General features: G+C 44.0%; 29 protein-coding genes, 1 tRNA gene and 1 riboswitch. Of the genes, 18 read left to right on the top strand and 12 right to left on the bottom strand.

Annotated elements, in window-relative coordinates; all coding sequences use genetic code 11:
* From IM515_RS05760 to IM515_RS05780, 5 genes are all read left to right on the top strand, one after another.
* On the top strand, positions 1–496 hold a 496-nt coding region (locus tag IM515_RS05760; protein ID WP_502881970.1), incomplete at its 5' end, for an RpnC/YadD family protein.
* 455 nt (positions 497–951) lie between these two features.
* Entirely contained in the window at positions 952–1,554 is a 603-nt protein-coding gene (locus tag IM515_RS05765; RefSeq protein WP_287627413.1) for a Uma2 family endonuclease, read from the top strand.
* A 173-nt stretch (positions 1,555–1,727) separates the two neighbouring features.
* Positions 1,728–1,862: riboswitch (cyclic di-AMP (ydaO/yuaA leader) on the top strand.
* A gap of 107 nt (positions 1,863–1,969) precedes the next feature.
* The gene (gene ntrB / locus IM515_RS05770; protein WP_108936655.1) at positions 1,970–2,809 is read left to right on the top strand and encodes a nitrate ABC transporter permease; all 840 of its coding nucleotides are present in this window, start codon (positions 1,970–1,972) and stop codon (positions 2,807–2,809) included.
* Between the two features lie 4 nt (positions 2,810–2,813).
* Positions 2,814–4,217, top strand: coding sequence for a CmpA/NrtA family ABC transporter substrate-binding protein (locus IM515_RS05775; RefSeq protein WP_287627414.1), 1,404 nt, complete (start codon positions 2,814–2,816; stop codon positions 4,215–4,217).
* 9 nt (positions 4,218–4,226) lie between these two features.
* Complete coding sequence (locus IM515_RS05780) at positions 4,227–5,063, top strand: ABC transporter ATP-binding protein (RefSeq protein ID WP_287627415.1); 837 nt, start codon at positions 4,227–4,229, stop codon at positions 5,061–5,063.
* Between the two features lie 102 nt (positions 5,064–5,165).
* Here IM515_RS05780 and murA read toward each other — a convergent pair whose 3' ends face one another.
* Positions 5,166–6,479: a UDP-N-acetylglucosamine 1-carboxyvinyltransferase gene (murA, locus tag IM515_RS05785; protein WP_287627416.1), complete on the bottom strand. Its 1,314-nt coding sequence runs from the start codon at positions 6,477–6,479 to the stop codon at positions 5,166–5,168.
* Between the two features lie 191 nt (positions 6,480–6,670).
* Between murA and IM515_RS05790 the strand changes: the two genes are divergently transcribed.
* A tRNA-Leu gene (locus IM515_RS05790) sits at positions 6,671–6,754 on the top strand.
* A 62-nt stretch (positions 6,755–6,816) separates the two neighbouring features.
* Positions 6,817–7,608 carry a TrmH family RNA methyltransferase gene (locus IM515_RS05795; protein WP_072927211.1) on the top strand — a complete coding sequence of 264 codons (792 nt, stop codon included), beginning with the start codon at positions 6,817–6,819 and terminating at the stop codon, positions 7,606–7,608.
* Positions 7,609–7,710: 102 nt separating this feature from the next.
* Here the strand turns inward: IM515_RS05795 and IM515_RS05800 are convergent, their stop codons facing one another.
* From IM515_RS05800 to IM515_RS05810, 3 genes are all read right to left on the bottom strand, one after another.
* Positions 7,711–8,490: a hypothetical protein gene (locus IM515_RS05800; protein ID WP_287627417.1), complete on the bottom strand. Its 780-nt coding sequence runs from the start codon at positions 8,488–8,490 to the stop codon at positions 7,711–7,713.
* A gap of 373 nt (positions 8,491–8,863) precedes the next feature.
* Positions 8,864–9,049 (bottom strand): hypothetical protein, encoded by a 186-nt coding sequence (locus tag IM515_RS05805; protein ID WP_103111104.1) that lies wholly within the window; start codon positions 9,047–9,049, stop codon positions 8,864–8,866.
* 1 nt (position 9,050) lies between these two features.
* A complete protein-coding gene (locus IM515_RS05810) occupies positions 9,051–9,617 on the bottom strand; it encodes an ATPase (RefSeq protein ID WP_287627418.1) in 567 nt (188 codons plus the stop codon).
* 356 nt (positions 9,618–9,973) lie between these two features.
* Between IM515_RS05810 and purH the strand changes: the two genes are divergently transcribed.
* The 7 genes from purH (at position 9,974) to IM515_RS05845 (ending at position 15,598) form a co-directional block, all read left to right on the top strand.
* A complete protein-coding gene (gene purH / locus IM515_RS05815) occupies positions 9,974–11,509 on the top strand; it encodes a bifunctional phosphoribosylaminoimidazolecarboxamide formyltransferase/IMP cyclohydrolase (protein ID WP_287627419.1) in 1,536 nt (511 codons plus the stop codon).
* A 625-nt stretch (positions 11,510–12,134) separates the two neighbouring features.
* Entirely contained in the window at positions 12,135–12,410 is a 276-nt protein-coding gene (locus tag IM515_RS05820; protein ID WP_002785632.1) for a BrnT family toxin, read from the top strand.
* Positions 12,373–12,648: a BrnA antitoxin family protein gene (locus tag IM515_RS05825; protein ID WP_190722971.1), complete on the top strand. Its 276-nt coding sequence runs from the start codon at positions 12,373–12,375 to the stop codon at positions 12,646–12,648. The genes IM515_RS05820 and IM515_RS05825 overlap by 38 nt, the downstream gene beginning before the upstream one ends.
* 384 nt (positions 12,649–13,032) lie before the next feature.
* Complete coding sequence (locus IM515_RS05830; RefSeq protein WP_255520654.1) at positions 13,033–13,164, top strand: hypothetical protein; 132 nt, start codon at positions 13,033–13,035, stop codon at positions 13,162–13,164.
* Positions 13,161–13,661 carry an endonuclease V gene (locus IM515_RS05835; protein ID WP_043996815.1) on the top strand — a complete coding sequence of 167 codons (501 nt, stop codon included), beginning with the start codon at positions 13,161–13,163 and terminating at the stop codon, positions 13,659–13,661. Before IM515_RS05830 ends, IM515_RS05835 begins: the two co-directional genes overlap by 4 nt.
* A 302-nt stretch (positions 13,662–13,963) precedes the next feature.
* Complete coding sequence (locus tag IM515_RS05840; RefSeq protein WP_041804466.1) at positions 13,964–14,176, top strand: type II toxin-antitoxin system VapB family antitoxin; 213 nt, start codon at positions 13,964–13,966, stop codon at positions 14,174–14,176.
* A gap of 213 nt (positions 14,177–14,389) precedes the next feature.
* On the top strand, positions 14,390–15,598 hold the full coding sequence (locus tag IM515_RS05845) for an RNA-guided endonuclease InsQ/TnpB family protein (protein WP_002750518.1): 1,209 nt from the start codon (positions 14,390–14,392) through the stop codon (positions 15,596–15,598).
* 11 nt (positions 15,599–15,609) lie between these two features.
* Here the strand turns inward: IM515_RS05845 and IM515_RS05850 are convergent, their stop codons facing one another.
* From IM515_RS05850 to IM515_RS05870, 5 genes are all read right to left on the bottom strand, one after another.
* Positions 15,610–15,951, bottom strand: coding sequence for a type II toxin-antitoxin system PemK/MazF family toxin (locus IM515_RS05850; protein ID WP_043996813.1), 342 nt, complete (start codon positions 15,949–15,951; stop codon positions 15,610–15,612).
* A complete protein-coding gene (locus tag IM515_RS05855) occupies positions 15,951–16,196 on the bottom strand; it encodes a hypothetical protein (RefSeq protein ID WP_002739747.1) in 246 nt (81 codons plus the stop codon). Before IM515_RS05855 ends, IM515_RS05850 begins: the two co-directional genes overlap by 1 nt.
* Before the next feature lie 76 nt (positions 16,197–16,272).
* Positions 16,273–17,535 (bottom strand): NAD(P)/FAD-dependent oxidoreductase, encoded by a 1,263-nt coding sequence (locus IM515_RS05860; RefSeq protein WP_287627426.1) that lies wholly within the window; start codon positions 17,533–17,535, stop codon positions 16,273–16,275.
* A complete protein-coding gene (locus IM515_RS05865) occupies positions 17,532–18,491 on the bottom strand; it encodes a hypothetical protein (RefSeq protein WP_287627428.1) in 960 nt (319 codons plus the stop codon). Before IM515_RS05865 ends, IM515_RS05860 begins: the two co-directional genes overlap by 4 nt.
* Positions 18,491–19,951, bottom strand: a complete 1,461-nt coding sequence (locus IM515_RS05870; protein WP_287627430.1) for an MBOAT family O-acyltransferase — start codon at positions 19,949–19,951, stop codon at positions 18,491–18,493. Before IM515_RS05870 ends, IM515_RS05865 begins: the two co-directional genes overlap by 1 nt.
* Before the next feature lie 162 nt (positions 19,952–20,113).
* Between IM515_RS05870 and IM515_RS05875 the strand changes: the two genes are divergently transcribed.
* A complete protein-coding gene (locus IM515_RS05875) occupies positions 20,114–21,085 on the top strand; it encodes an FkbM family methyltransferase (RefSeq protein ID WP_287627432.1) in 972 nt (323 codons plus the stop codon).
* A 103-nt stretch (positions 21,086–21,188) separates the two neighbouring features.
* On the opposite strand, the gene IM515_RS05880 is transcribed toward IM515_RS05875, so the two are convergent.
* Positions 21,189–21,614, bottom strand: a complete 426-nt coding sequence (locus tag IM515_RS05880; protein WP_287627434.1) for a hypothetical protein — start codon at positions 21,612–21,614, stop codon at positions 21,189–21,191.
* A gap of 273 nt (positions 21,615–21,887) precedes the next feature.
* A complete protein-coding gene (gene galE / locus IM515_RS05885) occupies positions 21,888–22,886 on the bottom strand; it encodes a UDP-glucose 4-epimerase GalE (protein WP_287627436.1) in 999 nt (332 codons plus the stop codon).
* Positions 22,887–22,955: 69 nt separating this feature from the next.
* Here galE and pap point away from each other — a divergent pair, with 69 nt between their 5' ends.
* From pap to purN, 3 genes are all read left to right on the top strand, one after another.
* A complete protein-coding gene (pap, locus tag IM515_RS05890; RefSeq protein ID WP_287627438.1) occupies positions 22,956–24,449 on the top strand; it encodes a polyphosphate:AMP phosphotransferase in 1,494 nt (497 codons plus the stop codon).
* Between the two features lie 116 nt (positions 24,450–24,565).
* Entirely contained in the window at positions 24,566–24,850 is a 285-nt protein-coding gene (locus tag IM515_RS05895; RefSeq protein WP_002769454.1) for a hypothetical protein, read from the top strand.
* Positions 24,847–25,485, top strand: a complete 639-nt coding sequence (gene purN, locus IM515_RS05900) for a phosphoribosylglycinamide formyltransferase (protein ID WP_287627440.1) — start codon at positions 24,847–24,849, stop codon at positions 25,483–25,485. Before IM515_RS05895 ends, purN begins: the two co-directional genes overlap by 4 nt.
* Before the next feature lie 51 nt (positions 25,486–25,536).
* Here purN and IM515_RS05905 read toward each other — a convergent pair whose 3' ends face one another.
* Entirely contained in the window at positions 25,537–26,121 is a 585-nt protein-coding gene (locus IM515_RS05905) for a Uma2 family endonuclease (protein WP_287627442.1), read from the bottom strand.
* Between the last annotated feature and the right edge of the window lie 38 nt (positions 26,122–26,159).

Here is a 26,159-nt window from a genome sequence, read left to right on the forward strand (position 1 = left end):
CCCTAGCCTGTTCAAAACAGGAATCGTCGCCATCCATCAATTACCAGTCAATGAGGAGACTTTATGGTTGAGGGTGCTAGGGAAAGGAGGGACACAGAAACGAGCAGTAGAAGAATTAGTGCAATTGCCTGAAGGTAATCCTTTCCAAGAGAATTTACTGGAAATTCTGGCTAACTGGCGCAAGAATTTAGAGTTGAGAGATAATTTAAGTACCGAAGAACAGGAGGACATCATGAACTTATCACCAGCTTATCTAAAACAACGGGAAGAGTGGAAAGAAGAGGGGATGCAAGAAGGGATACAAAGAGGCACTTTAGAAGGACAACTATCGCTGATAACCAGTCTTCTGGAAGGACGCTTTGGCAGCCTAGATGCAGAATTATCTGGTCTGGTGGAACAGATTGCCCAACTTCCCCTCTCGGAACGCACCGGGTTACTTCTTTCTCTGGCCAATTTATCTCGCTCAGAACTGTTAGAAAGATTCAGGGAAAATTAAACTTTCACTCCCCCTAAGCTAGGAAAAACTATCCCCCAGCATTAATGGTAGTTTGTCGGCTGAATTATGCTCAAATCTCCCTCGCGGATAGAAAACGGGTTTCTCGGAGAAACCCGTTTTCTGTGCGTTACTCAACGGATTTAGTATGACAAATGACAAAAACCCCTCCAATTAATGAAGGGGGATTGTGGGATTTTATTGATGGTATTAGGAGACTTTTGTGGTTTCTTTTTCTGAAAAGACGGATGACAACAAATCACACACTCCCCAAATAAACTGTATTATAAGCTACATTTTTATAAATATTTACATTCCTCTCCGTCAGGCTTCTTTAGCAAGGTTAAGAGCGATCGCCTTCTATCTTTTAGTAGTCAATAATGCCGTTAACAAGAGCTAAGTTAAGATTGAAGGGCATTCAGTTGTTAATTCGTGTAATTCTTGAGTAGGGCGAAAATATGACGACACTACTTGTGCAAGCGACCTCGGCTCCTTTGATGATTGATCTTCCTTGGATTATGCCGATGACGGAGGAGCAATTTTATGAATTTTGTTTAGCCAATCGAGATTTACGCATTGAACGCAGCGCTAGTGGAGAAGTGATCGTTATGCCTCCTGCTTTTTCAGATACGGGTAATCGCAATTTTAATATAGCTCTGCAACTGGGGAGTTGGTCAGAACTAGATGGGACGGGGCTTGGGTTTGATTCCAGTGCGGGTTTTACGCTGCCCAATGGCGCGACTCGTTCACCCGATGCTGCTTGGATTAAATTAGAACGCTGGAATGCTTTAACAGAAAAACAAAAAGCCTCTTTTGCCCCCATCTGTCCCGATTTTGTCATTGAATTGCGTTCTGCTAGTGATACAGTATCCAGTTTGCAGAAAAAGATGGAGGAATATATTGCCAATGGTACTTTATTGGGTTGGTTAATAGATCGCCAAAATCGCCAAGTCTATATTTATCGCCCCCATCGAGAACCGGAGATTTTAAATGCTCCTGAAACCATTAGTGGTGATCCAGAATTGCCGGGGTTTGTATTAGTAATGGCTAAGATTTGGTAAATGCGATCGCTGCGGACTCCTGTTATGAATTATGAATTATGAATTGGGGAAGTGGGGAGTGGGTTTTTAAAGTTGGATTGGGAGTTAATCATACTGTTAAAAAAGGATTTAGTATCAGAGGCGACCGGGATTTTCCCACAACTCGATCGAATATGTTATCATTCTGGGCAAATAGAGTAAGTCAGCCTAATTCAACCGTGGTCTGTTGAAGCGGAGGAACCGAATTTGGGGCGAATTTCAGTCAATGAAAAGGACATCTCTCAGTCCTAGCCCGTCAGCTAACTTCGTCGGCATTGGGGGAAGACTGAAGAGAAACAGAATAGGAGATATTCCTGCAAATATTCTGGCTCTTTCAGGATTCTTGGTTGGTACTGCTCATTATCTGTACCTCGATCCTTATATAAGGGTAAATAACATGAATATTGCGGCTATTTTAGTCGCTGGGCGTGCCACAGGCAGGCAAGCGAAAGCTTGGCTGTTTAAGGATGTGGTACTGTATCCGGCGATGGGTTTTATCGGTCTGATTACCCTCTGGTGGGTAATTGCGACTTTCCGAAGTGAATTGATGCCCAATCCTTGGCAGGCCTTGACTAGCAATCTCGATTATATTCTCCATCCCTTCTATCGTCGCGGTCCGGGCAATCTCGGCATCGGTTGGCTATTGCTGGCCAGTTTGCGACGCGTCTTAATCGGTTTTCTGTTGGGAGCATTAGTGGCTATTCCAGTCGGGTTTCTCATCGGGCTATCCCGGCCGGCTATGCTCATCCTCAATCCGATCATTCAAATTCTACGCCCCGTTTCCCCCCTAGCTTGGCTACCCATCTCTCTGGCCATGTTTGGAGTCGCGGAACCCTCGGCCATTTTTGTGATTTTCATCACCTCCCTCTGGTCAACCATGATTAATACAGCCCTAGGAGTCGGTAGTGTACCCAAAGACTATATCGATGTAGCCAGAGTCCTAGAAATGCCCAAATATCGCCAGATTTTTAAAATTATCCTCCCCGCTAGTTTGCCTTACATTTTTACGGGATTGCGCTTAAGTTTAGGAATTGCTTGGCTAGTCATCGTAGCCGTGGAAATGTTAACCGGAGGTGTGGGAATCGGGTTTTTTCTTTGGGATGAGTGGAATCGCTTAAACCTTAGTTCCGTCTTTCTGGCGGTGATTGTCATTGGCGTTACCGGTTTAATCCTCGATTACCTAATTAGCCGTTTACAAGTCCTTGTCACCCATCGTCCTGCTAAACCGGGCAGTTAATACCATGATTCCCCCCATATCTAGACGTACCTTCCTTCAGGGATTGGGGACGACTTTGGTTACTGGTAGTCTGACTGCCTGTACTATCAATGCCAGTCGCAACCCGACGGGATTAACCGAGGCAGCCCTAGCCGTAACCCCGATTATCGATCCGAAAACCCTAGAAAAACCTCACCTCACCGTGGGATATGTCCCCGTCAATGATTGCGCCCCCTTCGCCGTCGCCTGGGAAAAAGGCTTTTTTCGCAAGTATGGACTGAATGTCACCCTCAGTCGGGAAGCAAGTTGGGCGAATTCCCGTGATGGGATTATCTTCGGACGCTTGGATGCTTCTCCCGTGGTCTCCGGGGCGATTACCAATGCGAGGACGGGGGCAGAAGGGGCGCGGGTTGCCCCTCTGTGTGGGGCGATGACTATTCATCGTCACGGTAACGCTATGACCATGAACCGGCCGATGTGGGATTTTGGCCTTCGACCTTGGCGAGAGTATAATGGCGATCTTGAGCAAGCGGGACGGCAACTGCAAGCCTATTTCCAGAGTATCCCCCCGGAAGAGCGCATCTGGGCAGCGGTCTTGAGTTCCTCCATCTATGAATACTTCCTGCGTTACCTGACGGCATCGATGGGCATTAATCCGATCGAAGAATTTCGTCTTTTGATTATTCCGCCGCCGCAGATGGTCAACAATATGCGTATTGGTACAATGCAAGCTTATATGGTGGCCGAACCCTGGAACACTAGGGCGATTACCGGTAACGAAGGGGTCGGTTTTACCTTTGCCCAGGGACGGGAAATCTGGCAAGGACACCCCGATCGCATTCTAGCGGTGATGGAGTCTTTTATCGAAGAAAACCCGAAAACCTATCGCTCTTTAGTGAAAGCGATGATTGAAGCTTGTCAGTATTGCGATCGACCTGAAAATCGAGAGGAAGTAGCGACGATCATTTCTGGGCGCTCGTTTACAGGGGCAAAACCACAATTTACCCGCCCCGGCATCGTTGGGGATTACAACTATGGCGGTTTCGATGATCGAAAACGTCTGGTTGAGGATCTAGCGACGACAATTTTTTTCGCCATGCCAAAAGATATTGCCAAAGCCGATCGCGATCATTCTACCTTTCTCTGGCAATCGGAAAGTCTTTGGTTAATCACCCAGGCCGCTCGCTGGGGACAGATTGCTGAAATACCCAAAAATGCGGAAGAAGTAGCCAAAAAAGCTTGGAAAACCGATTTATACCGTCAAATCGCCGACGATATGGGTATTGTTTCTCCCAGCGAGGATTATTACGTCGTACCGCCGGGGGCTTTTATCGATCAAAAAGCTTTTGATCCTAGCGATCTCGTCGGTTATCTCAACAGTTTTGAAATTCGCGCCAATTCATCTCAATTCTTTTATTTGCAGGGATAATTAATTATTATGGCTCAATTCTCCTCTGTTCCTAACGCGATCTCAAGTTCCTTTTCCGGGGAGGAATTTTTAGAGATTAAAAATATCGTTAAAGCTTATCCTAAGGCTGATGGCAGCAATTTTGTTGTCCTCGATGGGGTCAATCTAACTATTGGTTCCCAAGAATACATTTCGGTGATCGGTCATTCCGGTTGCGGCAAATCGACGCTTTTAAAAATTATCGCTGGTTTAGAACAATCCTCCTCGGGACAGGTCACTTTAGAAGGAAAGTTAATTCGTAAACCGGGGGCTGACCGCATGATGGTTTTTCAACATTATTCTCTTTTGCCCTGGTTGACAGTGCGAGAAAATATTCGCTTGGCGGTGGATGAAGTTCTTAAAAGTGCTAGTAAAGTTGAAAAAAATAGCCTTGTTAATGAACATTTAGCTATGGTGCATTTAACGGCCGCTGCTGATAAATATCCCGAAGAAATCTCCGGCGGAATGAAGCAGCGGGTGGGCATCGCTCGCGCTTTGGTAACTCGACCGAAAATGCTATTAATGGATGAACCTTTTGGGGCTTTAGATGCTTTAACTAAGCGAAAATTACAACAGGAAGTGCTGAAAATTTGGGAGAGTCACCGGCAAGCGGTGATTATGATTACCCATGATGTAGATGAGGCAATTTTCATGTCCGATCGCATTGTTTTAATGACCAATGGGCCCCATGCTAATATCGGTGAGATTTTAACAGTGCCTTTTCCCCATCCCCGGGATCGTCACGCCATGCGAGAAACTCAAGAATATTATGATTTAAGAAATCATGCTCTCGATTTTCTAGAGCGTTATTTTACAGCCGATGAATAGGCGGTGAACAAGTCAGATAATATCTGTCGGGCCAAAGCATTCGGATGGGAAATCTCCGGTTTCAGCGATAGGTTATTGCCCGAATGCTTCGCCCTTTTTCTGTTAAGATTGGGTCAGAGTAGCCAATTCTAAGGCTAAAGGATCAACCCGGCGTAAATTTGCCCCTAATGCTCTTAATTTACCCTCTAAATTATCGTAACCTCGATCGAGGTGATGGAGTCCCTGCACAATAGTAGTCCCCTGGGCTGCCAATCCTGCCACCACCAAAGCTGCCGAAGCGCGTAGATCCGTGGCCATCACCGGCGCTCCAGAGAGGAAAGGCACACCGCGCACTAAAGCGACATTTCCTTTGACCTTGATATCTGCTCCCAGACGCTTTAATTCCGCCACATGACGCAGACGGTTTTCAAAAACCGTCTCATTAACCACGCTACTGCCCTCGGCTAAAGTTAATAGAGCCATAAATTGGGCCTGCATATCCGTGGGAAAACCGGGATAGGGCAGGGTTTCCATATCGGTGGCTTTTAAGTCTCTAGGGATAATCCGGAGACGATTGGGACCATCTTCCACCACTTCCGGACCGATTTCGTGCAGTTTGGCAATTACCGAAGCTAAATGGCTGGGAATCACGGGATAAAGACTAATTTCTGAGTGGGTAATCGCCCCAGCTATCAGTAAAGTCCCGGCTTCAATGCGATCGGGAATGATACTGTAATCGGTACTGTGCAGACGGGAAACTCCCTCGATGACAATTGTATTGGTCCCGGCACCGCGAATTTTTGCCCCCATGGAAACACAAAAATTGGCTAAATCAATCACCTCTGGCTCCTGGGCCGCATTACCGAGAATGGTTTCCCCTTGCGCTAAAGTCGCCGCCATCATTAGGGTTTCCGTCGCTCCCACACTGGGATAATCCAGATAAATATTCGCCCCTTTCAGACGACCATTACCTTTAACGCGGGCGTGTACCATGCCGCCATCGATTAATACATCTGCACCCATTGACTGTAGGCCTCTAACGTGCAGATCAACCGGTCTGGCCCCAATGGCGCAGCCGCCGGGGAGGGGAACTTTTGCTTCTCCCAAACGGGCTAAAATCGGTCCGATGGCAAAAAAACTGGCCCGCAACTGGGAGACGAGATCGTAGGGCGCTTGAGCTTGTTGCAGGTCTCTGCCATCAATCTCTAGTCTATCTCCGGTGCGACGGACTTGCACGCCCAAAGCCGAGAGAATTTGACTCATCCGCTCGATATCGGCCAGGGAAGGGACATTACTAATCTGGCACTCGTCGGAGCAGAGTAAAGCTCCCGCCATAATCACGAGAGCGGCATTTTTGGCACCACTGATCTTAACTTCACCCTTGAGAGAGTGACGACCTTGAATTTCTAAATAGGGATGCTCGGTATCGATGGTCATAGGATCATTCATTTATCTTAGTTGGGAGTCTTGGCTAAGGAAAGCTTCAGCAAAATGAGACTGCACTGTATCAGATTTTTGAGGAAATTATTGGTGATTCTACCCCGAAAAGCGATTTTTGTCTTAATTATCTCAACTATCTTGACTTATGGATTGTCCGATAGTATAATAAAAGATTGTGAAAGAAAAATGCGGAACTGGCGGAATTGGTAGACGCGCTAGATTCAGGTTCTAGTGTCTGCAAAGACTTTCGGGTTCAAGTCCCGAGTTCCGCATTATCTCCCTCAAGACGCAGTTGTTTAGGGTAGCCCTAGCAGGGTGAAAAATCCGATTGGCTATGATTAGCAGTGTTCAAAACCCTTTAATCAAGCAAATTCGCAAGCTACACCGCACTAGAGAGCGACAGGAGCAGAATTTGTCCTTAATTGAGGGAACCCACTTACTAGAGACGGCTTTAGCCGTGAATTGTTCCCTGGAGACGGTCTGTTTGACGGAAAAGTGGCGGCAAAGACAGGGACAATTAGCAGAGAAGCTTCCAAATCAAGCCAAACGAGTCGAGATAGTTTCCCCGGAAGTCCTCGCTTCCCTAGCAACAACGGTTAATCCCGATGGCGTGATTGCCACTATTTCCCGTCATCACCTTCATCCAACCCCCCAAAATCCGCTACAATTGGGCTTAGTTTTGGAAAGATTGCAGGATCCGGGTAATCTCGGCACTATTATTCGCACTGCCGTGGCTACGGAAGTACAGGGTATCTGGTTAAGTCTCGATAGCGTCGAAATCGATAATCCCAAAGTGATCCGCAGTTCCGCCGGGGAATGGTTTCGATCGCCCCTGGTGGTAGAATCGGATTTATCGGCTTTGGTGAAAAAATATCAAGCACAGGGGGTAAAAGCGATCGCGACTTTACCCACAGCCACCAAAAACCACTGGGAGATTGATTTTACCCGTCCGACTTTAATCTTGTTAGGCAATGAAGGAGCCGGTTTATCGCCCCAATTAGCGACTTTAGCCGATGAAACGGTGAAAATTCCCCTCTTTGGCGGTGTGGAATCTTTAAATGTTGCGATCGCTACTGCTGTCATCCTCTACGAAGCTAGAAGACAATTAAGCTGCCCGCGCATTTGAATTGCTTGTTGAGATGAGGCACTCATGCAAGGGGCAAGAGGCAACCCCCCCTTGCCCCCCCGATGTCGGGGGGGTTGGGGGGGCGGGGGAGATTTAGCCAATCTAAGAAAGTGATAGCAAAGTAGCGATTGCGGGGAGCAGTTTTGCACATGACTCGGCCAGTTTGGCAGCATCGGGCAAACCAGCAATCGTTCCTTTGAGAATTTTCAAAGCAGTTTTTGCCGCTTTTTGGAGTGCATTATCTTCGGGTTTCTGTCCTGCTTCTGCCAGGGTTTTGACCTGTTCCATCGCCTCCGCTTTATCTTCCGGCGCTAGGTGGGATTCATTTTTGATCGCAGATTGAAGCTGTTCGAGCAGTGTGGCCAGTTGAGTTGCTTCAGGGGTATTCGTCGATTGCAGTTGACCGATGCTGTTCGTGACCACACCGCTAATTTGTCCGAGTGCAACCCCGGTCATGGTTTGGTTTTCGCCTGCGGCGGCAATTCCGCTCACGTTTCCCTGTACGCCGCTGATGTTGACGTTTCCTTTATTTTCTGTCATAGTTTCTACATGGTTGTAATAGTTTTTCGCGTAAACCTTTTGGCTGCTGATGGCGGGTTCAGCAAAGTTAGAATCAACCGCTTCATAAGCTTTTTGTGTTAGAGCGCACTTGTATTCATCCGAGGCTATTGTTTGCAAATTAATATAACCAGATTTTTCTAATCCACCGAGCGTTGGGAATTCGACCTCAGGACAGCTATCAGAACCCGTGTAATTTGGCCAACTAGGGCCGTTGAAAACCTGAGGACCCCACAAAATATTGTCCTCGGCGGGAAAATCACCAGCCAGTACTCCTTTAACTATCCATCGCAAAAGGTTTTTTTGTTTTTCTGTTAAACTCATATTTAAGCCTCGAAAAATAAACAACAGTACCATTATACTATGTAGTTTTGATTTTCGTAACGGGAATTTGCTAAAACCGACATCTATATAGGGTCTGCTGAAAAAGTACGGGCGAAGCATTCGGATAGAAAATCTACGGTTTCACCGATAGGTTATTGCCCGAATGCTTCGCCCCTACAGGACACGGGCCGATGAAGACGCAAGGTTTTGAACGAAGATTCTCTCAAAATCTTGCACCTGTGAGAGCAAAACAGAACCCTAAAACCCTTACCTCGTCTATATTTCACATTTATTCAGCAAGCCCTATATAAATCCCTCGGATAGGTGAAACTGTTTCTATGAATAGTGCAATTTGAGACAGTCAACCAATTTTTTACACTTCCGTTTTTTTGGCAGGTTTTGGCGGAATTTGTGCGGCTGTTAAGGTGACAATTTGGCCATCTTTGAAAATGCTGATAGACTCTCCTAAGAGGCGGTGTCTCTCAATTGCTTCTGCGATTGCGACTCTAACACCTGTATCGATTTTCTGATGCAGTTCCGTTAAGGTTGGTTCAGTCATTTTAGTTTCTGGTAATGATTCGGAAGGTGTCTGGGTTATAAATAATAGGAGGTTGATTAAATCCTAACGCAGCAACTAAGTGCGGTTCATCCCCAGAATTATCATAGATAACCCAAGTATCGCACAAAGGTAAATACAACTGCACGAGGTTAATGCGTCCCCGCTCATAACGACGACGAACCACATCTTCAGGAATATTATGACCGCCACTGGCTACCCTTCTGTGAACTCTCTCTAAAGCTAATTCTGGACTTTGTAGCCAAAAATAAATAAGATTGAGCCTATAGCCAGAACTTTGACAGTCTCTCAAAAAACGGGCAAAATGTCGGGCTGCCAGGGTGCTTTCAAAGGCAAAATCTATTCCTTGGCACTTCAGTGTTACCAGCCTTTCTAACATCAACCGTCCTGCTTGGATAGCAACCGACTCAGGATTAAAAGGTGAGAGTCCAGCCGCAATTTCATCGGCGTTAACGTACTCGATAACGCCTAAAAAGTTGGGTAAAAGTTTTTTAGCGACGGTGGTTTTCCCGGAACCATTGGGGCCACCAATTAGATAAACGTCAGACATGAGGGAAAAGCTCGTCCTCCAGATTATTTTGAGATAACCTCGAACTAAGTACCAGTGGTACCAGTTTACCAGAAGTGGCTACTCTCCTAGATGATGGTAATCTGAGAACATTTGGCGATGACGGTTGCCAAGAGGTTTTCACTAATCTCGATCGACTTCGTTACCCTGAAAAATCCTGTATTTTTTAACAAGTCAGACTAAATCTTTCAAGGAGGAGTTTACAAATTTCCTTGGCATAAGTTGATATTTGAGAGACGAAAATATAGAAGCAGCTGATTATTTACTAACCTACTTTTTTTTATTTTTAACGGGTTAGGGCTGGGATATACTGAGATTGTTGCTTATAGATCACTACTATGGGACGTTTAGCGCTGATCAGCGTCACTGACAAAACCGGAATAGTTGACTTTGCCCGTCAGCTAACAGAAGAATTTGATTTTGAAATTATTAGCAGTGGAGGAACCGCCAAAACGCTCCAATCGGCGGGAATTCCCGTGATTAAAGTGGGAGAATATACAGGATCTCCTGAAATCTTGGGCGGAAGGGTGAAAACTCTCCATCCTCGCATCCATGGCGGTATTTTGGCTAGACGGGATTGGCAGTCAGATTTAGCGGAAATGGAGGCTAATCAAATTCGTCCTTTTGATTTGGTGGTGGTTAATCTCTATCCCTTTGAACAGACGATCGCTAATCCTGATGTTACCACCGCTCAGGCGATCGAACAAATCGATATTGGCGGTCCGGCGATGTTACGCGCCTCGGCTAAAAATTTCGCCCATTTGACTGTCATCAGTAACCCGAAGTATTACGAGCAGTATTTAAGCCAATTACGGCAAAATAACGGCGAAATCTCCCTGGAATTCCGTCAAAAAATGGCGGGGGAAACCTTCGCTTTAACCAATGCCTACGATGGTGCGATCGCTGCCTATTTCGCCAGCTTAAACGGGGAAACGACTCGCTTTAATTTGGCGGGAAATGCCCTGCAAACCCTGCGTTACGGCGAAAATCCCCACCAAAGTGCCACTTGGTACGGCAGCGGTACAATGGCTCAAGGTTGGGGAAAAGCGACCTTATTACAGGGAAAAGAACTAAGTTATAACAATTTAGTCGATTTAGAATCAGCCCGCCGTTTAATCGCCGAATTCGGCAGGGAAGAACCGGCTGCCGCTATTTTGAAACACACTAATCCCTGTGGAGTGGCGATCGGTGGTAGTTTAGTGGAAGCTTATACTAAAGCTTTTCATGCCGATGCTATCTCGGCTTTTGGGGGTATTGTTGCCCTAAATCAAGCCATAGATGAAGCAACCGCTAAAGAATTAACGAAAACCTTCCTAGAATGCGTGGTTGCCCCCGATTGTAGCCCCGAAGCCCGGGATATACTCGCTAAAAAGTCAAAAGTGCGGATTTTATTACTGCCGGATTTAAGCAGGGGAGAAAAACAAACAGTAAAAGTTATCGCTGGCGGTTTTCTAGTACAAGCGGCCGATGACGTGGTGGAAACTCCGGATGATTGGCGCGTGGTGACAGAAAAACAACCTACCCCTGCACAATTAGCGGAATTACTGTTTGCTTGGAAAGTATCTAAGCACGTTAAATCTAACGCTATTGTGGTGACAAAAAATCAAACTACTTTAGGCGTTGGTGCGGGGCAAATGAATCGCGTTGGTTCGGTGAAAATTGCCCTTGAACAAGCAGGGGAAGCGGCTAAAGGTGGCTATTTGGCTAGTGATGGTTTTTTCCCCTTTGATGATTCTGTTCGCACGGCGGCCCAGTTTGGTATCGAGGCAATTGTTCAACCCGGAGGTTCTTTAAAAGATCAGGATTCAATTAATGCCGCTAATGAGTTAGGTTTAATTATGGTCTTAACAGGCATTCGTCATTTCTTGCATTAATACAAAGTTAGGGTGTGTTATTGCTTAAATTAACGCACCCCAAATTTGTATTAATTATCAGTTAATTTCCCCTATTCAATAGTCTTAAATTTGCCAAAAGTGCGAGGATGTCAAGCTTTTGGGGAACAAATAAAATAGTGCCATGTCTGGCTATTTATTCAGGTCATTTCCTCAAATGCTTTGGACAAAAATTGACCAGACTTAGCGATCAATGTTTCCTCTCCAACTATTAAGAGTGTCAAAATAATAGTGAAGTTTTGTGACAAAGTGCAGTCAGATAAAGAATCTTTGCTAGAACTCTAGAAGGCTTCTATGATAAGTCTCCTTAAAGTAGATTGTTTGCAGCAAACTAATCTGGCTAACAGGCTTTTGGGCGTGATGTAGGGAAAGTTTCTTGCGATTGCGCCTAAATGGGGTGATGTACAGAAAGTTGATCCATATCGTTACTCTGGAGAGTGTTATATAGAAAGTTGACCTGTAATATGTAGTTATGCGGCAAGTCCTCGGTTAGGACAGTGGCTTGAAGTTGCTTGCGGGGCATTCATTGACGATAAACATTGCTTGGCATGGATAGCTGTAACGACAATTTATAACTACAATTGGTTATTGTAGCTGTCGTTCGGTTATGGAATATGAATGGGATGAAGCAAAACGTCTTGCTAATCTTCGTAAGCACGGAATAGATTTTACCGATGTTCCAGCCGTGTTTGATGGGGATATTGTAACGGTTGAGGACGATCGTTACGGTTATGGAGAGCAGCGTTTTGTCACATTCGGTTTGTTGCAAGGGCGAGTGATTGCCGTTGTCCATACAGAACGGGAGGATTGCACCCGTATTATTTCTGCAAGAAAAGCGACGAAATATGAACAACGAACCTACTTCGAGCAACTCTCAAACTGATTGGCAACGATTGGATGCGATGAGCGATGAAGATATTGATTTATCAGATTGTCCAGAGATTACGCCAGAAATGTTTGCTAAGGCGGTAGTGCGGCGGGGTTTACCTGCTACAAAAGCCAAGGCTCAAGTTACACTCCCCATTGATAGCGATGTATTAGAGTGGTTTAAGTCTCAAGGGCATGGCTATCAAACACAGATCAATCAATTGCTACGAGCGTATATGGAGGCACATCAATAACAGGCAGATTCATGTTTTTGTATTTGAAAACAAGGATTGCAGCGGCATAACAAGGGATTTACCATACCTTATTAGACTGAAAACCGCTATAACAAATCACCGCACCCGAAATAATAGTGAAATTTTGTGACAAAGTGCAGCCAGATACAAGGATCTTTGCCATAATTCTGGAAAGCTTCTATGATAAGTCTCTTTAAAGTAGATTGTTTGCAGTAAACTAATCTGGCTAACACGCTTTTGGGCGTAATATAGGGAAAGTTTCTTGCGATTGCTCCATTTGAGAGTAATAGGCGGAAAGATTTTTTTTTAACAAATGTGTATTCGGCGTGATATATGGAAACTTTCCGTCTAACATATAGTGATGTTTTCAAGAGAAGAGAAGAAATGTTATCAACACTTCTAAGTAAACCTGTACAAAAAGCTCAAGAACTACCAGAAGCAATTCAATTGGAAGGCTGCCTCGACGCAATAATTGCCGGTAAGCCGGTTCATTTTCTGGATGGTGGCCTCCGATGATTGCTGCTCTCGATGTCCATTACACCGACACTGCGGCACACGCTGCCGCAATTGTGTTCAAAGAATGGCAATCTGAGGAACCAATTGCCAGCCGCACGGCGACCGAAGAACCTGTGGCGGCATACGAACCAGGAAAGTTCTACAGGCGGGAATTGTCGCCGCTGCTGAGGGTGATCACGCAGATCGGGTTCGACGTACACACCTATGTGATTGATGGCTATTGCCATCTCTCTCGTGACCTTACGCCAGGTTTGGGTGCGTATCTGCACCGTTCGCTGACGCAACCCGCCGTCATCGTCGGCGTTGCCAAGAACCGTTATCGTGATTCGGAACACGCGGTCGAAGTGTTCCGCGCAAACAGCAAGCGGCCTCTCTTTGTCACAGCAATCGGCATCGAATACAACGTAGCTGCCCAACACATTCAATCAATGGCTGGGCAATTCCGAATACCCAAGATGCTCAAGGCCGCTGATGGTCTTGCACGGAGACTGAAATAGTGCGATGCCGAAGGCACTGCATAGTGCGATGCCGAAGGCACTGGGTAGCAGTACGCCGAGCTTGTAGGGTGCGTTCCCTAATCTGGAGCCTACTGCTCCACCGATCGATTTTTGGGAACGCACCATGCCCATAGATTGAAGTTGTGAGTTTAAGTGCGATGCCGAAGGCACTACGCCATTGCCGTATGTAGCTTAAAGCTTGAGAGCCAACTAACAAAAATATGCCCAGAGGTGGGTTAGTCATCTATCGGATTAAAATGTAAAGAGAATAATCACCTATACTTCAATCTAATATCCATCCTATGCAAATTACCCTCAACCTTGATGAATCGCTTCTCAAGGAAGCCTTTCAACTGACTAACCTCACCACCCAAGAGGAACTAATGAATCTTGCTCTACAAGAATTCGTAAGATCCCGCCGTAAGAAAAACCTTCTCGACCTTGCCGGACAAATTCAATTTGCTCCAGATTTTGATTATAAAGCCCTACGTGAAACTCGTCATGTTGCTGATTGACACATCTGTGTGGATCAGCGTCTTCCGCGATCGCAGTGGTCAAGTTCGCCAGCAACTGGAAACGTTAATTGCAAATCGTGAGATTTTACTCACCCGCTTTACCGAAATTTTGGGTTAAAGCCCCGTCCTTTTAGGACGGCTTTTTAAACTATATCTTGTTAACTTAACTTTTATTGTGCTATACTGATTTTGTCTAAGTCCCCCCTGCGTAAAATGTTTGTCTTAGAGTTTAAAGTTAAAGCTAAAACTCAACAGTATCAAGCCATAGACGATGCTATTCGTACTGCTCAATTCATCCGTAACAAATGTGTAAGGTTATGGATGGATACAAAAGGTACGGGTAAGAATGATTTATACCGATATTCTAAAGAATTAGCTCAGGACTTTAAATTTGCCGATGAACTTAATTCAACTGCTAGACAGGCAAGTGCTGAACGTGCTTGGAGTTCAATTAGTCGTTTTTACGACAACTGTAAACGTAAAGTATCAGGCAAAAAGGGGTATCCTCAATTTAAAAAATCTCGCTCTGTTGAATACAAACAATCAGGATGGAAGCTTCTTAGCCCTAAAACTGTTAAGTTCACTGACAAGAAAAACATTGGTGTTCTTAAGTTGGTAGGAACTTGGGATTTAGGGTACTTTCAAGAATCCGATATTAAACGGGTTAGGTTGATTCGGAGAGCGGACGGTTATTATTGTCAATTTGTCCTTTCTTGTGACGTTAAAGAAGATGTTAAACCATCAGGTAAGTGTATTGGCTTAGATGTAGGTTTGGCTTCTTTCTATACAGATAACAATGGCAACAAGGTTGATAATCCTCAATTCTTGAGAAAGTCCGAGAAACGATTAAAACGACTTCAAAGGCGATTATCTAAAAAGAAAAAGGGAAGTAAAAATCGTCAAAAAGCTAGACAAAGATTAGCTAAAGCTCACCTTAAAGTAAATAGGCAACGTCAAGACTTTGCTGTGAAATTAGCAAGGTGCGTAGTTCACTCTAGCGATGTGATAGCCTACGAGGATTTAAGAGTTAAGAACTTAGTCAAGAATCATTGTCTAGCTAAATCGATAAATGATGCGGCCTGGTATCAGTTTCGGGAATGGATAGAGTATTTTGGGGTTAAATTCGGCAAGATAACGATTGCTGTCTCACCGAATTATACAAGCCAAAACTGTTCAAACTGTGGTGAAACTGTCAAAAAATCTTTATCGACTAGAACCCATCAGTGCAAATGTGGATGTGTTTTGGATAGGGATGAAAACGCCGCAATCAACATCCTTAAAAGGGGACTAAGTACGGTAGGGCATACCGGAACCTTTGGGCTCGATCCAATAAACGCTTGGGGAGAGAATACCTCTACTTTTTCAGAAGCAATTCTGTCTAAGCAAGTAATCTCTGTGAACCAAGAATCCCCGTCTCTTTAGAGCGGGGAGTGTCAAAGTCCCATTAAGATTCTCAGTCTGTCTTCAACCAATGCCAGGGTTTCTGAGGATACAGTTCCCCATCGCTTCTCAAGTCGTTCTACTGAGATTGATCTTACGTCCTCGCACTTGATAAAACTTGGCATTTTCACTCCTCCCTCTGGGGGTTCCACTTTTAGGTGAAAAGGGATTCCTTTGTCTTTAGAAGTTACTGGCAAAACAACAACTAAGCCAGATGCACCCTGATTAAACAGGTCTGCTGAAATCACTAAACATGGACGCTTACCAGCCTGTTCATGCCCCCTTACTGGATTAAGGTCTGCTAGCCATATTTCTCCTCTGGTAATTTCTGCCACTACCCTTCTACTCCATCAGCGAGAGTTTGCTCCCATGTCTGCCTTTCAGAAATTTCCTCTTGCCATAAAGTCTCATTCTTCCTTAAGGCGGCGAAGGCTTCATTCGCTTGAACTAGAAAAACATATCTGCGATAATTTTCGATGGCTTTGTCTAATACTGTTGGGAGCGTATCCCCAGAGGAGTCAACGAGTGCTAGCAGCGTTTTGTGAGCAGCCTCACTAATGCTAATTTTTAATTCAGGCATACTTTTCTCTTGTAGCTTGTGTAGGGCTATTGTAGCCAATTGTGTAAGGACTAACAACCTGGTTGGAACTGATTATTTATTCTCCCTTTTGCCTTTTTCCTCTCCTGATATGTAGCCTATACTCAACGGATTTAGTATTAGATAACACCTGTGAATAACGGAGTCGGAGAAGAATTTTTTTCGCCCAATGTTGAAACACTTTCAATTGATGGCGTTTGCTGGGTAAACGCAGTATATAGACAAATCGACGCATTATATCGGCTAATCTACCAGTAATATTAAGGCCAAAACTGGAGACAAGGGCTGATTGTTTACCCAAGGTTAACATATCACCTAAATGGAGATAATAATAGGGTTGGGGCGATTTTTTTCTAATCACTGCCGAGATATTTTTGGCTACTACACTGGCTGCTTGATAGGCTGCCTGTGCTGTGGCAGGAATTACCTGTTTACTCGGATAAATTTCGGCTAGATCCCCAAGGGCAAAAACTTCGGGATAGTCGATTAATTGTAAACTGGAACGGGTTAATAATTTGCCTTGTGCTGTTTTCTGACAATCTAAATTATTGATCCAATCTTGTGCTTGGGTTCCTGCTGTCCACAATAATAAATCAATGGGGATAACTTCATTTGTATTATCTTTAAATACGGTTATGGAATTAGCTGCAACTTCCTTTAATCCTGTGTTTAAATAGAGACTAACATTCTTGGCTAAAAGGGAACGATAGGAAGCAACACGCACCGATTTAGGGAAGTTTTGCAGTATTTCCTCGTTCTTTTCCACTAGATGAACTTTGCCCTTTTTTCCTAAGCGATCAGCTACCTTACAGGCTAATTCTACCCCATTGGGACCGCCGCCAATAATGGCTAAATTAATTGAGGATTTTCCTTGAGTTTCTAAGTCATGAATTGCCGTTTGTAATTTTTCCACATCCTCTAAACTCCGAAAAGTTAGCCCATAATCAGCTAACCCCAGTATAGCCGGCCAACGATTCCGCACTCCCACCGCTAAAACGAGGTAATCGTAATCTATAACTTCCTCATTTTCTAAATATACTTGATGATTGTTTAAGTCAATATTACTAGCTTTTTGAGGTTTTAAATTAACCTTAGTTCCTGTTAATAATTGACGGTAGGAGGGGGCAATTTCCCAGCGTTGCAATTCTCCTGTAATTAGTTCATAGAGAAGGGGAGTAAAGAGAAAATGGTTTTTTGGTTCGACTAAAGTTATTTGCCATTGACCTGATTTTACTGCTGTTAATCGACTCAGATCGAGTGCCGTGTATAACCCTCCAAAACCACCTCCCAGAATGCAAATCTTAGTTATAGGTTTATTCATGGATTTTTATTCTCAGTTGTGTTTAAGAGGGGTTTCAGTTCCGAAACTAATTGTTCTGAACGAATAATTCTCGCCGGGGGCAAAAGATGATAGTGAGTGTCAGCAAAAATAGTAGAATCGGTCTTAATATTCAAGTCTTTTGGGTCATAAATTGTTGGCACAACCCGACTTAATTCTTCGGCAGATTTGCGAATATTAGCAACGGTTTTACCATCATTTTTTGCATAAACCCAGGGCAAAGAAACCACTAAAGTCGCACCTTTTGCTTCTAAATCTTTCTTGAGCTTTTCAATAGCTTTAATCGAGTGAGCAGAGGCAGGAGTATTAAAAGTCATTTGCCACCATTTCCCCGTTCTTTCCTTAACTATAGTCGGATCACCTGTATTAGTAATCGGATCGGAAAGATAACCCGTCATTCTGCCTTTAGTGAATAAATCAACCATCGATTTAGTGACTGGACGCATCCCCGGAATACCTAATAACCAAGTATCCTCGATCATGGTTTTTAAAGGTATCCCACCTAACCCTGGTTTGCCAATAGCGACGCTAAAAGGTGCGGATCCCCAAAGTCCTTCGCCGCGATTAAAACCGTCCTCATCCATGAGCATGAGATATTCAGGAATCAGCAGAATTACGTCTCCTTGGCGCGCTTTTTCGAGAATCATAGCGGCAATGACATTTAAGCCGATATCCCCCTGTAAACCGAAGTTAACCACGGGCATTCCCAATTCTTTGGCCATTAATTCCGAATTTATGCTATAATGCGCCCCCGATCCCGCCGTGACGATTAAACGCCGCGGTCCTTCGGTACTAGCTGCGATCGCTGATTTTTCCTCGTACATCATCCGCAACCAGCTTAATTCGCCGCCGTAGATGACATTATAAACAAAGCCGAGGGACCAAGCGACTCCCAGAGAGGCTAACCAGGGGAAAGGGTTAAAGGATTTAGTATTCATCAGAATTCAAAGTAAATAAAGTCACCGGTATTAGTGGAAGCTAGGAGAATAGTTAAACCTAGCAATATTTTAGACAGCCAAGGGGATAACAAGAGTTCATATTCAAACTTTTTCTGGGCAATAGCCAGATGTTCGAGGATTAAAACAATGATACCAAGAACTAAAGCGACGCTTAAAACTGCTCCTTGATTGAGAGTATAGGAACTAAAAATCTCCCCGATATTAGCTAAGGAATAATTGAAAGGATTGGCAATAACCAGCATTTTGCCGATTAATCTTCTGGTGTTAATCTCCATGAAAAAGAGACAACCAAAAATGACAGCCAATTGCGTTAAAGCCCAGGAGACAATTTGCGGCTGAGAAACGTATTTTCCGACGAAAGCATAGAAAGGTCGGCCCAGATAACGCAGTAATAATAATAATGCCCCGTGGTAAGCACCCCAAAAGATGAAATTCCAAGCTGCACCGTGCCAGAAACCTGAAAGAGTAAAGGTAATGAATAGATAAAAAGGCGCCCAATTTTTATTGGAACCCATCAGGGGTAAAAACACATAATCCCGAAACCAAGTGCTAAGGGTAATATGCCAACGTCGCCAAAATTCGTTAATACTTTGGGATGTGTAGGGGGCTAAAAAGTTTAATTCTAATCTAACCCCGACAAAATAGGCTAAACCGACAGCAATAAAGCTATAACCACCGAAGTCAAAATAGATTCTCAGGGTGAATAAAAAGGCCTCAAACCAGATATACCAAGCATTGTCGATCATCTTATCTAATTCGATGTAGGGCGCAATGTTATCGGCGAGGACAAATTTCATAAATAAACCGAGGGAAAGCCAACGCAAACCCTTCTCGAAGTTTTCTCCTGTAAATTTGAGGCGAAATCCCTCCATTTGCGGTAATAAATCCCGGCGACGCTCGATCGGACCTGCGACAATTTGGGGGAAAAAGGAGATAAAATTGACATAATCGAGGACGGCTAGGGGTTTCTTTTTCTTTTCCCGTAGGGAGTCCACCACGAAAGCCACCATCTGGAAGGTATAGAAGGATACCCCCGGTGGGATTTGGCTAGGCACGGGAATTGGGGAAAGTTCCTTCCAGTTAGGGGGGAGAGAAACGAACAATCCGATGATTTCCTGCACAAAAAAGCCGAAATACTTGAAGTAGGCAAGGACGAGAATATCGATGACGATAACGATAGTGGCTAGGATATTCGCTTTCCAGCCGCTCATTTTCAGCACTAGCCAGACCATAATGTAGTTAAAGGCTAGGGAGACGATGAAAACGAGGAAACTGGTGCGACTGGCGTAATAAAACAGGATCAGGGAAAGCGCCGCTAATCCAACTCCATCAAAAACACCTCGCCAGAGATTGAAGGACTTCGCTATATAGCGCGCCGTTAGGAAAGGCACGCTAAAAAGGATTAATATCCACCAAAATATAAAATCAGAGTAATTCAAGGCTTGTTAACTCCTGATGGTCTGTGTTACCTTGTTTGAGATGGGTTTCCTGACTTCTGATGCTTAGAGAAGAGGGATTTTCTTGACAAGCATATCAAATTTTGTCAGACTTGTCCATAAAATTACCTTCATCCATCCTAGAAAATCGAGGCTAGACAAGCAATGCTTTATCAAAAACTGTTAGATGCACATAAACGCTATCGGCAATTTAAGACTTATCCTCATATTGCTGATCAATACTGGTCTAGTCAATTGGCAGAGCATAATATTAGTCCTAATTATGTGGAATATGATGCTAAATCTGGTCAACTTTTTTACAAACCCTTAGGGATCAGTTTAAGCAAAAATAAGCAGGATTTCCTCTTGGCTAGTAAAGTTGTTAACAAAGCTAACGCTTTAAAATCTCTGGCTGATTGTAAATTTTATATCGATGAGCAACAGGAATTAATTATCGAGATCGATGGAGTTAAGCTAATTATCGAGACGGGACAGGATTTGGATATCGCCCATGAAATTTTCCTGTTAGGTGTATATAATTTCCTCTATGACAAGCCCTGTGTAGCGATCGATATTGGTATGAATACGGGTTTTGCTAGTCTCTTTTTTGCCAATCGATCTAATGTGAAAGCTGTCTATAGTTACGAACCTTTTAAGGCTACCTACGACCAAGCTTTCAGAAATTTTGCCCTCAATCCTAATCTAGCGGAAAAGATTAAAGCTTTTGATTATGGAGTCGGCGCTCGTGATGAAATTATTCAAGTAGAATACGATTACAATGTTAAAGGTAGTGTTGGTATTTCTGGTATTGACAACCAATTAAAACCTTTTGCCTCGAAACAAACAGCTAGAGCCGATTTAATTCTTAAACCTTTCACCGATGTGTTTAAAGGTATTACCTCTGATTATCCCGACATCGATATAGTTGCCAAGATTGATTGTGAAGGTTCCGAATACGAAATCCTCGATTCTTTAGCGGCAACTGGTCAATTAGGACAGATTAAAATTGTCATGATGGAATGGCATAAAAAGGGCCCCGATGCTTTAGTCAAACATCTGCAAGACTTCGGTTTTATCATCTTTTCCAGGATGCCTCGCAGTAAAAATGTCGGCACTTTGTACGCAATTAAACCCTAAAGTCAGGAGTGAGGTGATGGGGAGATAGGGAAATGGGGCAATTTCCACTAATACCCCAAAACCCTAACACCTTCTAACTGATAACTGATAACTGATAACTGCTTTACTGTGCTTGACAATAGGTATTAAAAGCTTCGCCAGTTTCCTTTTCTAATTGGCCAGCTTTTCTGACCTTTTCCTGTGCTAATTTTGCCCCGTTTTTATTGCGAGTTTCGATCACTTGAATTATTTCACGAGTGGCAGTGGCATAATCTTCGTAAACTTGAGCGAAGGCGATTTTATATTTCTCTAGTTCGGTATCCTTCACTGCTAATTTTTTCATATTTTCTGCGGCCTGTTCGATTTTATCGGCGGCTAATAGCCAACTTTTTTGGTCAATTTCTGTCCCTTGAGCGTTGGTTAAGGATTTGGTTTCTTGGGCCACTTCGTTGGCAATCCGATAGATTTTTTGACATTGAAACTGTTTACTATCAGCACAACTTGCTAAAAAAGTCAAGCCCATAAATATTAAGATTATTTTTTTATTCATAGCATTGTATTTGAGATGATTCTAGGGAAGCTTATAGCGGTAAACTATCAGCCTCTAAGTAGGGAGGCACAATTATTTGTAGGATGGGTTAGCGGTAGCGTAACATGAGCGGGCGTTGGGTTTCATGCTTCAACCCAACCTACGTTCTATCGGCACCCCCCTTATCAAGGGGGGCAGGGGGGATCAAAGACAAAATCTATCTTCAATTTAATTGAAACCACTTACTTAGAATTGTTCAATCTGATAATACTAAAGTTTAGCACTCGATCGCTGTTAAGCGTGTCTTTTTTGATGCCAATTCCAAGCGTGTTCAACTATTACCTTGAGATCGGCATATTGGGGATGCCAACCGAGAACCTGTTTAGCTTTATCACTACTGCCGATTAAAATCGGGGCATCACCTGCCCTTCTGGGACTTTCGATGACAGGAATATCTAAACCAGTTACCGCTTGCGCTGTTTCAATCACTTCACGCACAGAAAAACCATTACCATTACCCAAATTAAACACATTACTTTCGCCCCCATTTAAGAGATATTCTAAGCCTAAAACGTGAGCCTGGGCCAAATCATTAACATGGATATAATCCCGCACAGCAGTGCCATCGGGAGTATCATAATCTGTGCCAAAAATTGACAGGGAATCCCGTTTTTTCAGGGCAGTTAATAAAGCCAAGGGAATTAAATGGGTTTCCGGTTGGTGATCTTCCCCTAATAAACCACTGGGATCGGCTCCTGAAGCATTAAAATAACGGAAAGCCACCGATTTAAAACCATAGGCCCGATCAAAATCCCTAAGAATTTGTTCCACCATTTCCTTGCTGGCTGCGTAGGGACTGAGGGGATGATGGGGGTGACTTTCCGTCATCGGAATTTCCTTCGGCATTCCATAAATGGCACAGGTGGAAGAAAAAACAAATTTCTTCACATCGGCGGCGATCATCGCTTGCAAAAGAGTCAGACTACCACTAACATTATTTTGATAGTAAATAGCCGGTTCTTGGACCGATTCCCCCACGGCAATAAAAGCGGCAAAGTGCATGACAGCGGTAATATCACGACTAGCAAATAAATTATCCAGCAGCGATCGATCCCTAGTATCACCGACAATTAACTCAACTTTTAATATATCCTTAATGATTTCGGCGTGACCGTAGGATAAATTATCGAGTACGATGACGGAATAACCGGCATTTTTGAGCGCTAGAACTGCATGGGAACCAATATAACCCGCACCGCCAGTAACGAGAATGGTAGGTTTAACTTGAGACACGCGATCATACCTATTTGAAATTGACTTGTCTATAACTTTATACCCTAATTTTGCTTTGAGTTGACCATCATGTTAAGTCCCCTCGATCTATCTCTTTCCCTTGACAAGGAAACTTATCAATCACAAATTAAAGATTTAATGCAACAACTGCGATCGCTACAGAAGTCCTGTTGGGAGTGTAAATTACCCGTGGTGGTGGTTTTGGAAGGTTGGGCGGCGGCAGGCAAGGGAACTTTAGTCAAAAAAATGGTTAACTATATGGATCCGCGCGGTTTTACCGTCCATCCAATTTTAACCCCTTCCCCCCAAGAGGAAAGTTACCCGTTTTTGTGGCGATTTTGGCAAAAACTGCCAGCAAAAGGCAGTATCGGCATTTTTTATCACAGTTGGTACACCCATCTACTAGAGGATCGACTCTTAAATAAATTGCCCTCCTCCCAGATTCCCCTAGTCATGCGCGATATCAACACCTTTGAGCGACAATTATCTGATGATCGGGTCGCAATCGCTAAATTCTGGATTCACCTCAGTCAAAGGGAATTAAAGTCACGCATCAAAGAATACGCCGAAAATGAGCTAGAATCTTGGCGCGTGCGTCCGGAAGATTGGCAACAGGCCAAACGTTATGATGAGTATGCCAGTTTAGCCGAGGAAATGATTACCTACACTAGCACGGGGGCCGCCCCTTGGATATTGGTGGAGGGCAACTGTCAACGTTGGGCCCGGGTAAAAGTTCTCTCCCAATTAGTCGGTACGATCGCTCAAGCTTTGGATCAGCGGCAATTACCGATCGAACCCCCTGTCAATCTACCACCTCAAGCCCAATTACTGCCCACGGAACCCGATTATCTGGGGAGAGTGGACTTAAGTGCCAAATTGGAAAAAGAAGACTATAAAATCCGTTTGCGTCAGGCACAGGTAGAATTAAGAAAACTGCAATTAGAGATTTTTCAGGCAAATATTCCCGTTTTAGTCCTCTTTGAGGGGTGGGATGCCGCCGGTAAGGGAGGGGCGATCAAACGCTTAACCGATACCCTCGATCCTCGCAGTTATCAAGTGATTGCCTTTGCTGCTCCGACGGAGGAAGAACACCGCTATCATTATCTCTGGCGCTTCTGGCGGAAATTACCCGCAGCCAAAACTATCGGTATATTCGATCGCAGTTGGTATGGACGGATTTTGGTGGAGAGAGTGGAAGGATTCGCTAAAGATATGGAGTGGCGACGGGCATATCAAGAAATTAACGAATTTGAAGCACAATTAACCCATTCAGGCTGTGTTTTAGTCAAATTCTGGTTACATATCAGCCCCGAAGAACAGTTAAATCGCTTCAACGAACGCCAAACTAACCCCTATCGTCAACATAAACTCACCGATGAAGATTGGCGCAATCGGGAAAAACAGCCCCTCTACCATGTGGCAGTTAATCACATGGTAGCCCGTACTAGCACCCCCGTCGCCCCCTGGACGATTGTGGCGGCAAATGATAAGTATTTCGCCCGCGTTAAAGTCATAGAAACAGTCATTGCCGCTATTGAAACCGGTTTGAAACAACGGGGATAAGGGAGATAGGGGTATGGGGATTTTTTCGATTCACCCTCTCTTAACCGTGATGTGCTGAGAAGCAGAGTCGAGAACTTTATTGAACGTTTTGAATATCCACCAGAGGAGAAACAATCATGAATCTCAATGAGTTGCCAGGGGCCGAGATCATCTTACCCGGACTGAGGGATCTTCACAATGGTGAGTCCAATACCATTGGGGCGTTGCTAGTTGCGATCGCATCGACGCGCCTAACCGAAGTCGGTTTCGATATCCCTAAAAATCACCTAGCTTCAGAGCCTGAGCTAACCTTGTATGCCTATCTCCAAGAGGAACGGGATGATGCTTATTCTTACTATAATGCTTTGCTGAATCGCCTCAATAGCTTTTGCAATGCACTCGAACTCGCTTATAAAATATGATGACAATTTCCCCCAGTTTAATTTCTCCCGATCTTAGTTTGGCCGATATTCCCCTAGAGGAAACCCTCTCTTTAGGAGTGATGGCTTCTGGTAGTGGTTCCAATTTTGCTGTTTTAGCAGCAGCGATCGCCAAAAAACAGCTAAATGCCCAGATTTCTGTCCTCATCTACAATAATCCCGATGCCAAGGTAAAAGAAAAAGCCGCTCACTACAATATCCCCGCGGTTTTCCTCGATCATCGTCAATTTAAACCCAGAGAAGAACTCGATCGGGCAATAGTAGAAACTTTCCAAGAATACGGCGTAAAATGGGTAATTATGGCGGGCTGGATGCGAATTGTCACCCCGGTTTTACTAGATGCTTTTCCCGATCGCGTGATTAATATCCATCCTAGTTTACTACCCAGTTTTAAGGGTGTGCGCGCCGTGGAACAAGCTTTAGCGGCAGGGGTAAAAGTGACCGGATGTACTGTGCATATCGCTCGCGCGGAGGTAGATAGTGGCCCAATTTTAATGCAAGCAGTGGTTCCCATTCTCCCGGATGATACCGCGGCCAGTCTCCACGAACGCATTCAAGTGCAAGAACATCGCATTTTCCCAGTAGCGATCGCTTTAGCGGCGAAATTGAGCCTATAGAGATAGATTTCTGGACTTTCTTGGCGAGAATACTGGCAAAAAAACGAAAATTCAAGGCAAATCGTTAAATATCACTCCTTCGTAAATTTCCTGAAAACTGAGAGCAAAATTGACAGAAGTTAAAGATAAACTGGCATTTTCGCCCTCGTATTCCGTTAATAACCATTTATTTTCCTCAGTTTTGTTATACTGCATGATATAGGGACGACTTTGACTAATGAGAATATATTCTTGCAATTCCAGCAGCGAACGATAATAGAGAAATTTATCACCCTGGTCATAATTTTGAGTTGATTTTGAGAGGACTTCTACTATTAATCTGGGATTGGTAATAGTTGTCTTGCCAGTTTCATAATAAATCGGTTCCCCCTCAATTAGCATCACATCGGGATAGGTTGCTTGACGATATTGCGCTATCCATAATTTAACATCACCGATAAATATTTTATAGTTAGACTGTGGTAACTTTAGGCGTAAATAAAAGTAAAAATTACCTGCAATTTTATTATGATCGGTAGTGCCTCCTGTCATCGGTACGATTTCCCCATCTTGATACTCATGTTTATAGGTTGCCGTTTCCTCTAGTTGTAAATATTCGGCAAAGCTATAGGTACTTTTATCTGTGGCTATGGTCATAATTGATTGATTCTTTGGTTAACTTAAGCTGGTTTAAA

The sequence above is a fragment of the Microcystis sp. M44BS1 genome, from assembly GCF_020244875.1.
GTDB classification, from domain to species: domain Bacteria; phylum Cyanobacteriota; class Cyanobacteriia; order Cyanobacteriales; family Microcystaceae; genus Microcystis; species Microcystis panniformis.

Bases quoted from the DNA above. Each gene is read 5' to 3' on its own strand.
- purH (WP_287627419.1), top strand. From the start codon at position 9,974: ATGGGACGTTTAGCGCTGATCAGCGTCACTGACAAAACCGGAATAGTT.
- ntrB (WP_108936655.1), top strand. From the start codon at position 1,970: ATGAATATTGCGGCTATTTTAGTCGCTGGGCGTGCCACAGGCAGGCAA.
- IM515_RS05805 (WP_103111104.1), bottom strand. From the start codon at position 9,049: ATGACTGAACCAACCTTAACGGAACTGCATCAGAAAATCGATACAGGT.
- IM515_RS05855 (WP_002739747.1), bottom strand. From the start codon at position 16,196: ATGCCTGAATTAAAAATTAGCATTAGTGAGGCTGCTCACAAAACGCTG.
- IM515_RS05795 (WP_072927211.1), top strand. From the start codon at position 6,817: ATGATTAGCAGTGTTCAAAACCCTTTAATCAAGCAAATTCGCAAGCTA.
- IM515_RS05765 (WP_287627413.1), top strand. From the start codon at position 952: ATGACGACACTACTTGTGCAAGCGACCTCGGCTCCTTTGATGATTGAT.
- IM515_RS05895 (WP_002769454.1), top strand. From the start codon at position 24,566: ATGAATCTCAATGAGTTGCCAGGGGCCGAGATCATCTTACCCGGACTG.
- IM515_RS05820 (WP_002785632.1), top strand. From the start codon at position 12,135: ATGGAATATGAATGGGATGAAGCAAAACGTCTTGCTAATCTTCGTAAG.
- IM515_RS05775 (WP_287627414.1), top strand. From the start codon at position 2,814: ATGATTCCCCCCATATCTAGACGTACCTTCCTTCAGGGATTGGGGACG.
- IM515_RS05860 (WP_287627426.1), bottom strand. From the start codon at position 17,535: ATGAATAAACCTATAACTAAGATTTGCATTCTGGGAGGTGGTTTTGGA.
- IM515_RS05800 (WP_287627417.1), bottom strand. From the start codon at position 8,490: ATGAGTTTAACAGAAAAACAAAAAAACCTTTTGCGATGGATAGTTAAA.
- IM515_RS05865 (WP_287627428.1), bottom strand. From the start codon at position 18,491: ATGAATACTAAATCCTTTAACCCTTTCCCCTGGTTAGCCTCTCTGGGA.
- murA (WP_287627416.1), bottom strand. From the start codon at position 6,479: ATGACCATCGATACCGAGCATCCCTATTTAGAAATTCAAGGTCGTCAC.
- IM515_RS05905 (WP_287627442.1), bottom strand. From the start codon at position 26,121: ATGACCATAGCCACAGATAAAAGTACCTATAGCTTTGCCGAATATTTA.
- IM515_RS05840 (WP_041804466.1), top strand. From the start codon at position 13,964: ATGCAAATTACCCTCAACCTTGATGAATCGCTTCTCAAGGAAGCCTTT.
- IM515_RS05875 (WP_287627432.1), top strand. From the start codon at position 20,114: ATGCTTTATCAAAAACTGTTAGATGCACATAAACGCTATCGGCAATTT.
- IM515_RS05830 (WP_255520654.1), top strand. From the start codon at position 13,033: ATGTTATCAACACTTCTAAGTAAACCTGTACAAAAAGCTCAAGAACTA.
- IM515_RS05835 (WP_043996815.1), top strand. From the start codon at position 13,161: ATGATTGCTGCTCTCGATGTCCATTACACCGACACTGCGGCACACGCT.
- IM515_RS05780 (WP_287627415.1), top strand. From the start codon at position 4,227: ATGGCTCAATTCTCCTCTGTTCCTAACGCGATCTCAAGTTCCTTTTCC.
- pap (WP_287627438.1), top strand. From the start codon at position 22,956: ATGTTAAGTCCCCTCGATCTATCTCTTTCCCTTGACAAGGAAACTTAT.
- IM515_RS05825 (WP_190722971.1), top strand. From the start codon at position 12,373: ATGAACAACGAACCTACTTCGAGCAACTCTCAAACTGATTGGCAACGA.
- IM515_RS05880 (WP_287627434.1), bottom strand. From the start codon at position 21,614: ATGAATAAAAAAATAATCTTAATATTTATGGGCTTGACTTTTTTAGCA.
- IM515_RS05810 (WP_287627418.1), bottom strand. From the start codon at position 9,617: ATGTCTGACGTTTATCTAATTGGTGGCCCCAATGGTTCCGGGAAAACC.
- purN (WP_287627440.1), top strand. From the start codon at position 24,847: ATGATGACAATTTCCCCCAGTTTAATTTCTCCCGATCTTAGTTTGGCC.
- IM515_RS05845 (WP_002750518.1), top strand. From the start codon at position 14,390: ATGTTTGTCTTAGAGTTTAAAGTTAAAGCTAAAACTCAACAGTATCAA.